Annotated in this window: 9 protein-coding genes and 1 tRNA gene; 8 read left to right on the top strand and 2 right to left on the bottom strand. The window is 41.8% G+C overall.

Annotated elements, in window-relative coordinates; translation table 11 throughout:
* Positions 1–205 precede the first annotated feature (205 nt).
* Positions 206–277: transfer RNA gene (locus EHO59_RS08570), tRNA-Arg, on the bottom strand.
* 146 nt (positions 278–423) lie between these two features.
* On the opposite strand from EHO59_RS08570, the gene omp85 reads away from it, so the two are divergent.
* Together omp85 and EHO59_RS08560 are read left to right on the top strand one after the other, a co-directional pair.
* A complete protein-coding gene (gene omp85 / locus EHO59_RS08565; RefSeq protein WP_210413052.1) occupies positions 424–1,869 on the top strand; it encodes an Omp85 family outer membrane protein in 1,446 nt (481 codons plus the stop codon).
* Positions 1,870–1,989: 120 nt separating this feature from the next.
* Positions 1,990–2,334, top strand: a complete 345-nt coding sequence (locus tag EHO59_RS08560; protein ID WP_135586881.1) for an LIC10421/LIC12816 family protein — start codon at positions 1,990–1,992, stop codon at positions 2,332–2,334.
* Here the strand turns inward: EHO59_RS08560 and tmk are convergent.
* Positions 2,328–2,921 carry a dTMP kinase gene (tmk, locus tag EHO59_RS08555; protein WP_135586879.1) on the bottom strand — a complete coding sequence of 198 codons (594 nt, stop codon included), beginning with the start codon at positions 2,919–2,921 and terminating at the stop codon, positions 2,328–2,330. The genes EHO59_RS08560 and tmk overlap by 7 nt on opposite strands.
* 86 nt (positions 2,922–3,007) lie before the next feature.
* Here tmk and EHO59_RS08550 point away from each other — a divergent pair, with 86 nt between their 5' ends.
* The 6 genes from EHO59_RS08550 (at position 3,008) to EHO59_RS08525 (ending at position 13,332) form a co-directional block, all read left to right on the top strand.
* Entirely contained in the window at positions 3,008–4,147 is a 1,140-nt protein-coding gene (locus EHO59_RS08550) for a S1C family serine protease (protein WP_135586877.1), read from the top strand.
* Positions 4,148–4,157: 10 nt separating this feature from the next.
* Complete coding sequence (gene ruvB, locus EHO59_RS08545) at positions 4,158–5,189, top strand: Holliday junction branch migration DNA helicase RuvB (RefSeq protein ID WP_135586875.1); 1,032 nt, start codon at positions 4,158–4,160, stop codon at positions 5,187–5,189.
* Positions 5,167–6,102 (top strand): energy transducer TonB family protein, encoded by a 936-nt coding sequence (locus EHO59_RS08540; RefSeq protein WP_135586873.1) that lies wholly within the window; start codon positions 5,167–5,169, stop codon positions 6,100–6,102. The genes ruvB and EHO59_RS08540 overlap by 23 nt, the downstream gene beginning before the upstream one ends.
* A gap of 11 nt (positions 6,103–6,113) precedes the next feature.
* On the top strand, positions 6,114–7,166 hold the full coding sequence (locus tag EHO59_RS08535) for a tetratricopeptide repeat protein (RefSeq protein WP_135586871.1): 1,053 nt from the start codon (positions 6,114–6,116) through the stop codon (positions 7,164–7,166).
* A 164-nt stretch (positions 7,167–7,330) separates the two neighbouring features.
* Positions 7,331–8,608: a glycosyltransferase family 39 protein gene (locus EHO59_RS08530; RefSeq protein WP_246052760.1), complete on the top strand. Its 1,278-nt coding sequence runs from the start codon at positions 7,331–7,333 to the stop codon at positions 8,606–8,608.
* Positions 8,609–9,042: 434 nt separating this feature from the next.
* The gene (locus EHO59_RS08525) at positions 9,043–13,332 is read left to right on the top strand and encodes an LIC12048 family lipoprotein (RefSeq protein ID WP_135586868.1); all 4,290 of its coding nucleotides are present in this window, start codon (positions 9,043–9,045) and stop codon (positions 13,330–13,332) included.
* The last annotated feature ends 87 nt before the right edge of the window (positions 13,333–13,419 follow it).

Genomic DNA, 13,419 nt, shown 5'->3' with positions numbered 1-13,419 from the left:
GAGATCTCAGTCTATCATACTATGGGGTAAATGGAAAGAAAAATAAAGCCCTGCGGTGACTAGGGACTCGCCGTTACGTAATCTCGCATCCTGCTCGATTGGACTCCACGGCGTCTCGAGCTGTGCTCAACACTTCCTGTGTTTCGCACGCGATTCTTTACGCTCCCTATGGGTCGCTAAATCGCTTTCCAGCTCTCGCTTCGAGTGCACCTACCGGGACTCGAACCCGGACTCCAGGCTCCGGAGGCCTGTACTCTATCCGTTGAGCTATAGGTGCCCTACGGTGTTGAGTTTTTGAAAAGAAGCTCCTAAGTCAATCGCATTCCTCCATCGGGGCCTTGAGCAATTTGTTATCGTATCGCATTTGGATTTTTGCTTACATTTTATTCCTCTTCCTCACCTTGCCTATAGGCGGCTTTATCTTTGTTCCTCGTTCGAATCATTCTTCTGGTCTTTGCAATTTGCTTTTCCTTCTCCTTATTCGCAGAAGATGAAAGAGTCGCTATCGAGCTAAGTGAATCCAAGCGTCTTTCTCCAGAAGAATTGCAAGAGAAGAGAGAAGGTTGGTATGCTACTGGATTGCCTGTCTTCTCCCAAGATCCTGTAAGAGGCCAAGGCTATGGAGTTCGAGGTTATTTATACCAAAACGGAACCCGCAAGAGTCCTTATTTCGAATTTCAACCTTATATGTACAGGATCGGTGGTCAGGCTTATAAGACTACGAATGGCGCAGCATACTATGAGATGACCTTCGACAGTCCTTTCTTATTCGATACTGCATATCGATTGAAGGGAAGTTTCAATTATAGTGTGAATAAGAACTCTCAGTACTTCGGAATAGGAACATCTACTCTAAAGGATCTGACATATAGAGAAAAGAACCAGCCTACAGGAGCCTTGGTCAACGGTAGTTCTTTCGGGGATCGTGAGGATGCTCTTTCTTACCGTAGACAATCCGATCCTGGTTCTCCTTTTGCGTACCAAAGCAATCGGGAATACAATACATACGAATTTCGTTCCACTACTGCTACCTTCTCCGTCGATAAGACTTTTGCAAAAGCATTTCGTTGGATCGTTGCTCCGGAGTTTTCTCAAAATATAATTCGTACATTCGATTATCCTAATGGAAGGATCACGAACAATCAGGATTATTTTACCCCAGCAAAGGATCCTAATACCGGCTGGGCTTCTTCTACTCCGAATGGTACGAGCAAGTTGACGCAAGACTATCAGAGAGGCCTGATCAATGGATATCATGGGGGAAATGTAAATTACTTTCACGCCGGCCTTGCATACGATACGAGAGACTTCGAGCCAGATCCTGATTCAGGAATGCTATTGGAAGTGAATTACTCTACAGTATCTAAAAAGTCAGGCTCGGACTTTGATTTTCAAAAGTTCTTCGCGCAAGGGAAATTCTTCTATACGCCTTTTCCTAAATTGTTCGAGGAATTGGTCTTCGCAGCCCGAGGTGCAGTTCAATATTCTAAGGGTGAAGTTCCTTTTTCAGAATATCGTTATATGTGGTCCATTGACGGAGCGATTAACGGTCTTGGTGGTCTGCAAACTTTGAGAGGTTATAGGCAGGAACGTTTTATCGGACCGATGATCGGTTTCGGGAATTTCGAGATCCGTTGGAGATTTGGTACATTCAAATTTTGGGATCAATTGATCACGTTGAGCCTTGTTCCCTTTTATGATTTCGGAAGGGTCTGGGATGGTTATCATGATATCGGTACTCAAGGATATAAGTTCTCGTACGGTAGCGGCTTGCGTATCATTTGGAACCAGGCCACAGTCATCCTGATCGATTATGGTAAGTCCAGAGAAGATTCTCAGTTATTCATAGATGTGGGACATATCTTCTAAGCTGGGTCGGAAGAGACTTAGAAATTTGCTATCCAGAATTTCTAAGTCCTGTTTCCTTGAGCTTAAGCCGAACAAAACAGAAACAATCGGCTAGTTAGAATTCCCACATAGAGAACCGAGATGAAATTCAAATATCCTCTAGCAATCCTGCTCCTTCTTTCCTTATTCCCATTTTCAGTTTCTTCTTTTTCTGCAGAAGAGGAGACTAAGCTGATCGAAAAAGCCTTGGTAGAGAGTCTTTCTACTCAAGAGCAAAAGGATATTGTTCGCAAATACTTGCTCAATCTTGCTAAGAAGAAGAGAGATGAAGCGGGACATCTGAGAGAACTGGCTTCTTCCGAGCCTAAGGGCGAGGCTTCGTCCAATAGAAAAAGAAAACTAGTGGAGCTTGCTTCTCAATTGGAAAGAGAAGCTGCCATTCACGAAGCTACATTAAGAAATCTGCAAGCTACATCCACTCAATAATCGATATGATTTAAGGCGAGCTCCGCAATAGATTCGGGGCTCAAATTCGCGTCCAACCGGATCGTATTTTTCGGAAGTATTTCCTCATACGCCTTATAGATCTTTTGTAAGGCAGAGATGGTTTCGAATCTGTCAGCAGTAGTATCTCTGACTTTCAAACGAGAAAGCGCCTCTTCCGGTTTCAGATCCAAATAGAAGACAATCTCCGGCTTGGGAAATTTTCTCTCTATATTCTTTTCTAAGATCTCTCTCGCCGAAAAATTCTCTCCAGATTGATAAGCTGCAGTTGAATACATGTATCTGTCCAAGAGAACGATCTTCTTCTCGGAGAGAGAAGGTAGAATATTCCTTTGTAAGGAAACTTCTCGATCCGCTAAGAATGCTTCGATTTGTTTTTCCGGAGAGAGTTCTATTTCTCCGCTTAAAAATTTTCTGAGATAGATTCCGGATTCGTAGCGAGTCGGTTCCGCAAAGCAAATTGCTGGAACATCTTTCGATTGCAAAAGGTCTAAGAGGCGACGAGTGAGGGTACTTTTCCCGCTCCCGTCTAAACCTTCAAAAACGTAAAATCCCGGTGTATTCGCCATGCTTAAGGAAAGCCACTTGACATGAGTGGTTTTGCTTCGAATGCTGAAGCGTACTACCGGAATCGCATTCCCGAGGACAGGAATCCATGAAAAAAAACGACCGATTCAAAAATTTCCTGGTGATAGGCATATCCGTGATGGCAGGAGTGATCCTTTCTCCCATTTTATACTGCGGAACCGGCAGCGATAGTACGCTGTTCTTAAATGCAAAATCCGACAAAGAACCTAGCCAGGCAGCAAAGGCCGCGATCTCCATTCAAAAAGCCTTTGAAGAAGTATACGAAAATGTTTCTCCTAGTGTAGTGTTAGTCGCTACTGAAGGAACGGTTAACGTGCCTCAGTTCAGTGATCCTTTCCAAGAATTTCTTTATGGACCTCAAGGGAGAGTGAGAACTCAAAAAAGAAAGATCAACGGGCTCGGTTCCGGTTTCGTTCTGAATAAAGAAGGTTATATTCTTACGAACGATCACGTGGTCCGAGGATTCGATAAATTTAAAGTCTTATTCAAAAATGGAAAGGAACCTGTTTCCGCTAAATTAGTGGGAACAGATCAGACCATTGACGTCGCCCTTCTAAAGGTAGAAGGAGCCGCAAATCTGCAGCCCATCGAGATTGGTGATTCTTCCGATGTTAAGGTGGGAGATTGGGCGATCGCTATCGGCGCTCCGTTCGGCTTAGAACAATCCATGACAGTTGGAGTGATCTCTAAAGTGGGACGAGGCGGCATCGATAATTCCGGAGTACATTATATCCAAACGGATGCTTCTATCAATAAAGGAAATTCGGGAGGTCCTCTTCTGGATATCAACGGAAGAGTGGTGGGGATCAACCGTATGATTCTTTCCCCAAGTGAAGGTTCTATCGGTCTAGGCTTTGCCATTCCTATCAACGAAGCAAAATCGGTGGTAGAGGAATTGAAGTCCGGAGGAAGGATCAAGCGACCTAGACTCGGAGTGGGCTTGGACGATCTTACCGAAGAGATCGCAAAAGAATTAAAACTTCCTAGCAAGGACGGAGCATTTGTTCGACAGGTGCAGAATGGATCCGCAGCTGCCGAAGCAGGTATCGACGTCGAAGACGTGATCCTGGAGATAGACGGGGCTAAAGTAAAGAGCGCGAACGAAGTCGCGACCAAGATTAGAGAATCCAAGGTTGGACAAAGGATTACTGTAACTGTTTTCCGAAAAGGCCAGACCCTGAAGATTTCGGTTAAACTCGCGGAATAAGAGAAATCATTTGGCAGGACATACCCTAAATCCCGAGGACAAATTCGAGGAGGACAACTCTCTTCGTCCTTCTCTGTTCTCGGAGTTTGTGGGACAAAAGGAAATCCTTTCTAATCTTTCCGTATTCGTAGGTGCCGCTAAGAAAAGACAGCAGGCACTGGATCATGTACTTCTCTCCGGACCTCCCGGTCTTGGAAAAACCACATTGGCTGGAATTATTTCCCAAGAATTAGGAGCTCGCATCGTAGTCACTTCTGCACCTGTTCTTACAAGAGGTGCAGATCTCGCTAAATTACTCACAGATTTAGAAGAAGGGGATATACTCTTCATCGACGAGATTCATTCCCTAGGCAGAAAGGTCGAAGAGATCCTTTATCCAGCCATGGAAAATTTCATGATCGATCTTCTCGTGGGAGAAGGGATCACAGCGCAGACGATACAAATCAAACTTAAGCCTTTCACTCTGATCGGAGCGACGACTCGAAGCGGACTCATTTCGGATCCTCTCAAGAGTCGCTTCGGGATCCATTTCAGATTGGAATATTATGACGATCCTGAGATGCAGCAAATTGTTCTTCGTTCTTCTAAAATTTTAGGCTATGAGATCGACGAAGACGCTGCCTTCGAAATAGGAAAAAGATCCCGAAAAACTCCTAGGATCGCGAATCATCTTCTAAAAAGAGTGAGAGACTTTGCGGAGATCAAAGGGGAGAGAAGAATCCGTGCCCATGCATGCGAAGAAGCATTCTCTCGCCTAGGGATAGACGAGCTCGGCTTGGATAAGATGGATCGCAGGATCCTAGAATGCATGATCGACAGATACAAGGGAGGGCCTGTGGGCCTGAAGCCGATCGCTGCTGTGGTGGGGGAAGAGGAGCGTACCTTAGAAGATCATTATGAGTCTTACATGGTAAGAGTTGGCTTGATTAATAGGACCTCCTCCGGTAGAGTTGCCACAGAGAAGGCCTATAAGCTGATGGACAGGATCCCTCCGGCACTCGGCAAACATATAGAAGAAGATGCAACTCCCGGCCTTTTTTAAATCCGAAATAGACGCACCAAGCAATTTGCAGGAAGACGATAAGCGTCTTCTATTCGCAGCGTTTTTGGTATTTGCATTTTGTTCCTTTTTGGTCGCTCACTTATTCACAAGAAATATTCTATTCCAAATCCTGGGCGAAGATCCTCTCGTACAGGTAAAAGAAAGGGCCGAAAGAGAAAAGATCTACGAAGTTCTACTCGAACAAGAGTTCGTAGATAAGAATATCAAAGATGAGTACAAGGCTCTATCTAACGCGGACTCCGCAGGCTCAGGAGGGCTTACAAAGGAAAAGGGATTTCATACTTCTTCTCCTTTTCGCGAATTCATTTTCGGGAATATTGCACGAAACCCATCCAAGGCCACTCCTCAATCTGCTCAAAAGAAAACAGAGGATGAGCAAGTATACGAGGTCGCTATCCTAAAACAGGATCCTGTAGAAAATGCGAATCCTACGGAACAAACCCAGGAGCAAACTGCGGCCACAGGAAGAATGACCAAGATTCCTTCCAACTATCGTTTCCAAGAGGACATTCGTTTTCGTTGGGACGGAAGTCCGAATACCGCAATTCCCACCAAGAAGTTAGTAGGTTACGAATACTTCAAAAGAATGCTCCGACAGATTGAGCAGAGTTTCTCTCCTCCCGGCGGAGGAAATTACGGCTATCGTGATGGAGCCGGAACAGTGATCCGAGAAGCGATCGTTCCTGGAGAAGCCAGAGTGCAATTTTTGTTAAACGACGCGGGCCAGGTCATAGATACTAAATTAGTTTTATCTCATGGACAATCATTAGTAGATCAATCCTGTATGGACGCGATCCGAGGACAGAATTTCGGACGTGTCCCGGAAGAAGTGAAAGCGCAGGGAATGATTTACGGGATCCGTTTTCTCTTCCCTGCTATTTATAGAAGGTAGAAGAGGGAGAGATGCGTTATTTTCTGTTCATTTGCATAACAATTATATCACTAAACTTATACGGGCAATCCGCTCCTCCGACTTCTTCTGAACAAGCAGACTTTGAAAAAGCGGATATGTATATGCGGGAAAGGGATTTTCAATCCGCATTGCCTATCCTTCTCAAATTAGCAAAATCCAGAGAAAAGGACGATACATTGCAATACGCAGTGGGCTTCGCCTATTTTCAGTTAAACGATCCTAAAAACGCTCATATCTATTTTGAAAAAGCGATCGAGTTAAACCCGAATAATGCCAGATACAGAGATCACTATGGAGTGAGCCTGTATTTGTCCGGAGATTTTAAGAATGCTAAGAAGCAATTCTTGAAATGCATAGAGCTGGATAAGACATCTCCGAACGCGTATCCATTTCTCGGAAATATCTACTTGCAAGAGAAAGAGAGAACAAAGGCGATTGAATCATTCGATAAGGCTTTGGAGATCAATCCAGATAATATGATGGCATTGGTCAATCTGTCCAATATCTATTTCATCGATCGAGACTTCAAGAAGTCGGAAAAGTATTTAGAAGCAAGCTACAAACAGGATCCGAATAACTTCACGTTAGTGAACATGCTTCTTGAAAATAAATTCCAACTAAATAAAACCAAGGAAGCAGACGCCTTAAAAACCGTTTTGATCAAACTGAAAGCCTCTAGCACGGACGAAAGAATCAAAAGTGCGGAGTATTTCCGTTTCGATTCTTTTTCTTATAAGGAAGTAAACGTAGTCGCCCAGGAAGCATTTCAAAAAACCGGGGACCTGTATTACTACTATATCTTTCTAGTCTACGACAAGGAAGATAAACTATTAAAGAGTATTAATTTAGAATCTTCTGCAGTGATCCGAGAGCTTGGAATGAAGTATATTCTCGGTAAGGACACTCTCGAAAATGGTATTCGTAAGCATTATAGTTCTCGCTTAGGGTTTAAGGATCTTCCGGATTATCAGGATCTGAAAAAGATCGTGACCAAGGAATTAGACGGAGAGATTGAATTTACCGCGAGTAGCGATAAGAAGTAGGTGAGTTAGAAGAAATTCGTAGCATTCCACTCCGCTTTTAAGGGATAGGAAAATTTGATTTACAGTCGTTTTATAATGTAGAGTAATGACTGTCGAAGATTTAGGATGTGGAATTCCTGCCTCATTTGATTTTCAATTTATAGTTTTTAAAAGTAGGTTAGCTCTTGAGTCCGGAATATTATTTTAAAAGTTCCAAACGAGTGAGCTTCCTAATTTTCTGTCTCGTTTTCTTTTTAAGCATTATCTTTCCGATTCTCCCTAAAGCTGACTCTAAGTGGGCTGCCCCAACTAGCATAAGTATTATTCGTGAAGGAAATGTAAATTTAGATGAATTTGTTAATCATCCAGCTTTTCAAAATTTGCCATCCCAAGGATTAGAAAAAGTCCAAGATCATTATTATAGCTATTATCCTATAGGGAGCTCTCTTTTAGGGATTCCACAAATATTTCTTTTAATGCAGATTAACGGCCCTAATGAAGTTGTGCAACATTCGCTGGAGGCTGGAAAGCTCGTCGCCTCTAGCTGGATGGCAATTTCTGCTGTCTTGATTTATCTATGTTTTCGAAGAAAATTTGGTGAAATGAATGCTGTAATGGCAAGTTTACTATTCGCTTTCGCTACCCCGGCACTTTCTACCGGCTCTCGCGCGATGTGGCAACAAAGTGGAAGTTTGTTTATTAACTGTATTTTGATATACTTATGCATGCTTGAAACGGTTAAGAATAGGAGCTTAATATTTCTAGGTTTCATTCTTGGCTTGGATATATGGGTTCGCCCAAGCACTATCATTTTTACATTTCCTGTGTTTGTATATTTTCTCTTTCTTGTAAAACGCAGAATATTTTTTGTGATTGCTGGCGGGATTGTGCCTGCAGTTCTTTATTTAATTTATAACCTGAATATTTACGGATCGCTTGAGTCAACGTACGCAAGCCAGCATATAAATAGAATTTTTCAATTCTCAGGTTTTGGTAAGAAGCTTGTCGGAATTCTATTAAGTCCTAGTAGGGGTGTTTTTATTTGGTCCCCATTTTTGTTATTTAGCTTTTGGGGAATAGTAAAAATGAAACAAGATCCTGATCGAAAATTATCGATTCTCTTTCTTACGTGCATTGTTCTTCATACTCTCTTGATTGCAAGTTTCGATGATTGGTGGGGTGGCCATTCTATCGGGCCAAGGTTGATGTCGGAAATTATTCCTTTCTTACTTTGGTTCGCGATGAAGGGCATTGCTGATCTTCCTGAAGAAGGAAGAAAATCTGCATGGTTTCGTAATCTATGGGTGGCGGCTTGCATATTCAGTTTAATTGTACACGTAAGAGCGTCCGTAGATTTTGGGCCGGAAGTTTGGAACAAAGCTCCGGATGAAGGACCGCGATCTTGGGAGCTTCGAAATCCTCAATTTATTGATGGGGATTGGACTATTAAACTTTTATATTAAACGTCGCAATTCATTATTCTTGCGGAAAAGCAAAAGAGCATTCTGTCGATTTGGATGCTTCACCTCTCTTGGTTTCTAATCTCAATCACTTTGAAATAAATTTCTTCGAGCAAAGCTTGGCTAGATAAATTTAGATTTTTCAATTAACTCTAGATACCAATTTTTATCAATCGGGTTCCCAAAATTCGAATAAAACATTCCTTAGGGGATGTTTTAATTTGAGAAATTCCAGAAAAAAGAACTAAAGTTTCAAAAAAAATGGACAGCATATGTCAAAAATCAGAAATGGCAGTCTCAGTGACATTTTTATCTCCCTTTAGTCCTTTGGGATATAGAAATGATCCAGTTAAGAATTATTTAAACTAGCTAACCGGTGCTTTTATTGCGTGAGCATATATTGAGCGAACTTGGAAGGCTTAAACGAGATTACCGGTATGAAAAAGAAATTGGTGCTATTAAAAACAATATTGGTTGTTCTTCTCTCTTTAATTTCCTTGTCGTGCTTCGGCGATTGGGGCTGGGGAAAGAAAGGGGACGTTGATTTATCAAAAGCTACTCGATTAACAGCAGAGATGGTCCCTCTTTTGATAGATAAGAGTGGTATCCCAAAGCAAAACGGGGGGCAAATAACTCCTGTTAATGGATTATTTAATCTTCCTCCCGGCACAAGTGTTCCAGTCGCTGCGTTAGGCGGTGCAATAGATCCGACAGGAACTACGATTGTAAACGATTTTGACGGCGACGGCATATTAAATGTAAGTGAAACCACTACTAATGTTTGGGTTGCGGATTATCCACAGATCACTGCAAAAATTGCTCCGCCTGTTACGATGAAGATACAAATTCTGAATACCAGTTCAAATACTTCGGATGAGATTGTAAGCGAGATCCATGCGGATGATCTTGAAGACACTAAGAACCAAGGTACGGAAAAAATCCACCAGAATGAAATCAATCTAAAGACTGTCCAATTCCAAGATACTTACGCTAGTTCTCTTTCTTTAAACTCAGCGGGATCCAGTAGTATGAGCGCTGGAATCACTGGTCCTTCTCCAGCGGGAGCGATTCCTGGGTCTGGGCCAGGAATCAATTATGGACAAAGTAATTCGAATAGTTGGGGCGTTACTGCATCAACAAGTAAGACTGTGACCAAGTGGGCAGATCGCCCTTTCAAGAACAATTTGGATAGAGATGCTGTAAGCCTTAAGTCAGATTCAACAGGTAAGAATTCTCGTAATTATCGTGCTGAAAAGACTCAAAAAACTTCCTCTTCAACTACAATTAAATCAGATGCAGGTTATGTTCGCGCTGCCTTGTATATAACGAATGAGTCCGTTAATATGCCAGTTAAGCTTACGAATATTCTTTGCTCTCTCATGTTTGAAAATGCTGCTGGTGATCTGATTCCAGTTCAAAGTTTCCGTTTGCGGAATGATGATTACAGCTTGTTCGAAATATCTGTTTATGGTGGTTCGGAATTTGGGCCTTACGTTGTAGAATTAGCAGGTTTAAATAAAGTTGAAGTGGAACAAGCGATTACGTCGGGCTATAATCCGAAAATCTTTATCGTTGATTATGAAATGTCCCATGTGCCTAATTCGAATTACGCCTCTACACTATTGAATTTTAGCGGAGATAATTTAAAAGTAATCGAAGAGAATGCCAAAGGCAGGACTGCGATGGTTAAAATTATCGGACCGGATATTCGTGAATCATACAGAGTTGCTGCCTTTGATGTGACGGCAGGAGGATCTGGAGATCCTTGCACTACAACTAATGCAACTCAATTGGCGCCGGGGATTTCTTTTGAGAAAGCATTGAATCGTATTAGCTGTTCGGGAATGGAAATCATTTTCAGTGAATATGTTTTAGATCTATCGGAAATAGCCCCTACATTAGGTGCTTCCAGAATATACACTAGAGCGATTAAATCGATAGCGGGAAAAGAGACTAATTTCCCTTGTGATTTGAAAACCTTTACAGGCTCCGACGGGACTTCTCGTACTGCGTGTGTTCAGAAGCCGATTAATCAGTGGACTGATGCAGAAAAATCGACTGCAGGTATATGGATTGTTTTCTCAAAAGGGAAATACTACGATTCAACTACCTATTTGAAAAGTGGGAACAATAAAGTTGTATTTGATCCGATTAACTCCAATGGTGCTTTTGTTTTGCAAGGCGCTAGTTCTACTATTTGGGCTGGCGACTATTACGACATCGTCTATTATTCCATTGCTGATTACCTGGCTGAGTTAGAAGCATTTGGAAAAAATCCATTGGAGAATGGACAAGAGTTTTCAGTAAATTCCAAATGGGACAATGCTGAGTTGGGAGATAACCCTTATGATCCGGATAAGAATTCGATTTATCTTGGGGAAGCTGGTTTCGGAGAAAAAATAGAACTTACTATTTCTCTCTTGAATACTAATTATCTGAATCCATCGTTTGGAACTGCGCAGCTTTCAGGCAACTATCAATATTTTACAAACTTTCGATATACTCCAGCATTTACCACCAAGCGTTTTGCGATGGAGGAAGTCACAGATTTTGAATTAAGTTTGGGCTTTTCCGGATATAGGACTGATTGGCTTCATATCGTTAAGGACCTAACTCCAGGAAGTACGGATAAAATTCAAGATTGTGGAAGTTATCCTGACTATCAAAACCAAGTATTCGTCAGATGTATTCAGCTTCCTTCAACGCATCCGATTTACGATATCACTAAGACGCCTATAAAACTTTATTTGCGTCCTGCATTTAATAGTGCATATAGAAATACCGCTTGGCCGTTGAATTATCAGAATGTTCGAAAAGTCAGAGGAGAGCTTGGCGTTCCGATTAAAGCAGGAGATCTAAGTCTCAAGCTTCTAAACGTTTACGGAAATTTGCAAACGGGTGATACTTTATATATTGAAGGAGATAATACAAATTATCTTGTTTCGGGCGTAACTGGCCCTGATACAGACGGATATCTAGTTGTAACTATTACAAATCCGATTTTGAAAGCTGCAATTAAGACAACTGCCGTTTATATTCCTGGGACGTTAACAGACCCGGAAATTCGACTAGCCATTGATAATAATTTTGTAAGTGATTGGAATGGCCAATATGCGACAACTCCAACTTCTTACACTACGGATCAATACGTACCACTATCGAACGGAATTGCAATCCCATGTAGTTCAAATCTTTTTAACCCTTTTGGGTGTCTTGGACTTTCTCCTGATTACAATGCATTGAACTGGATGGGAAGTTATAACAAGGGAGTAACTAGGTGGAACTCATGGTCCGATGGAGGAGGCTTTGCTGGCTTCCTTGCAAAAGGCTTGCCTTCCTTGAAAACGAGTACTTCTCGATTCTTTAGATTTGAAGCAACGGCAAACGATTATATCTTTAGTGATCCTGGAGTAGTTGCAACTTTAAGTAATCCGGTGACTCTCGTTGAGGGTGATAACGGATTTGTAATTTGGAAGCAAGGTACATCACTTAAAGGTAAATTCTTTCAAGTTTCAACGGGACTCACTACGTCATCAGAGCTGACACTGAACACGCAACCTATTGGAGAAGATTTTGTAGCGAAAGTCCAAAATGGAAAGGCTGTGATTTCCTGGGAGAATGTAGATAAGATCTATCTTCGTGTTTGGGATATGAATACGAAAGCAGCTGTAGGAGCTGAGAATTTAGTTGTAACGAGACCGTACGCTTCAGCAGTTTATCCTGATTTTCTAAGCGTAGATTTAGCATTAAGTGACACTAGAGCTTTAGTTGTGTGGAACAGTGTAACTGGATGTGCTAGCGTTTGTAATTACCATCATAATGTTAACGGAAGAGTATATCAAACTAGCGATGGCACAAGTGTGAATGCCGCAGCTATACTTTACGCATTTGATATTACAGGGTCAGTGGGGCGAATGGTAGTTGTTGCTGATGCAAATGGAGATAAAGCCGTCGTCGCTTCTCTCGCACGCGGCAATAACGAAAAAATTAAGGTTCACGCTATCCCATATACTTTAAGTACGGCGACCCCCGGCACCTCAATTCTTGTCGATAGTTATGCTACTTTCGGAAATATGAATATAGCGGTTAAGGCTTCAAATGGAATTGGGTTAATAGTATATGACTTTCTAGATACTGAGTTATATTCTAGATCACTCAACCTTTCCACTTCAGCATTGATTGGTTCTCGAGTGACACTTTCAACAGGAACGACGATTGCGAACTTTAAACTAGGAGTTTCAGGTGATACTGGACTTATAGCTTACAGTGTCGGCAATCGCATTAATTTGAAAGCCTTGTCCATTTCTGGATCAAGTCTCGTTTTTCCAAGTGCGTTGATAATGGATTCTTCGACAACAGCTAGTTCAAAATCGATTGGTTCTGTTGTTTTAAGCGGGAATAATATTATTACTCTGTGGGAGCATCAGGAAGATGCGATCAAGACTATTCGCGGCCGTTTAGGAACTTTATCACCTTTCCAAGTGAATGGAAGCGGGGAATTTTTCCTAAGCACAACGAACCAAGGAGATCAGACTGGCCCTACATTCCAAAATATTGGATCAACAGGATTGGCAATTTGGTTATCGCAAGACTCGGATAGACAGAAATTCCGCGGCTTTTCTTTCGATTTAATGAGCCCTGGAACTATCCAATACGGATTAAATAACTTCTTCGTTGCTCCGTTGATTGAAAGAAATTATTTGCTGAAGGGAAGAATCATCTTCTAAAGCAAAAGTTTTCACTCGGTAGGTCTGAAGTAAATTTTTAGACCCTACCGAGTGATATTGAATTATCAATTTATTAAAGATTATTTC

The organism is Leptospira semungkisensis, assembly GCF_004770055.1.
GTDB lineage: Bacteria > Spirochaetota > Leptospiria > Leptospirales > Leptospiraceae > Leptospira_B > Leptospira_B semungkisensis.
The sequence above is the reverse complement of the archived record's forward strand: the minus strand, read 5'-3'. Positions and strand labels throughout refer to the sequence as shown.

Coding starts and splice junctions, on each gene's coding strand:
- EHO59_RS08560 (WP_135586881.1), top strand. CDS start 1,990: ATGAAATTCAAATATCCTCTAGCAATCCTGCTCCTTCTTTCCTTATTC.
- tmk (WP_135586879.1), bottom strand. CDS start 2,921: ATGGCGAATACACCGGGATTTTACGTTTTTGAAGGTTTAGACGGGAGC.
- EHO59_RS08550 (WP_135586877.1), top strand. CDS start 3,008: ATGAAAAAAAACGACCGATTCAAAAATTTCCTGGTGATAGGCATATCC.
- EHO59_RS08540 (WP_135586873.1), top strand. CDS start 5,167: ATGCAACTCCCGGCCTTTTTTAAATCCGAAATAGACGCACCAAGCAAT.
- EHO59_RS08535 (WP_135586871.1), top strand. CDS start 6,114: ATGCGTTATTTTCTGTTCATTTGCATAACAATTATATCACTAAACTTA.
- EHO59_RS08525 (WP_135586868.1), top strand. CDS start 9,043: ATGAAAAAGAAATTGGTGCTATTAAAAACAATATTGGTTGTTCTTCTC.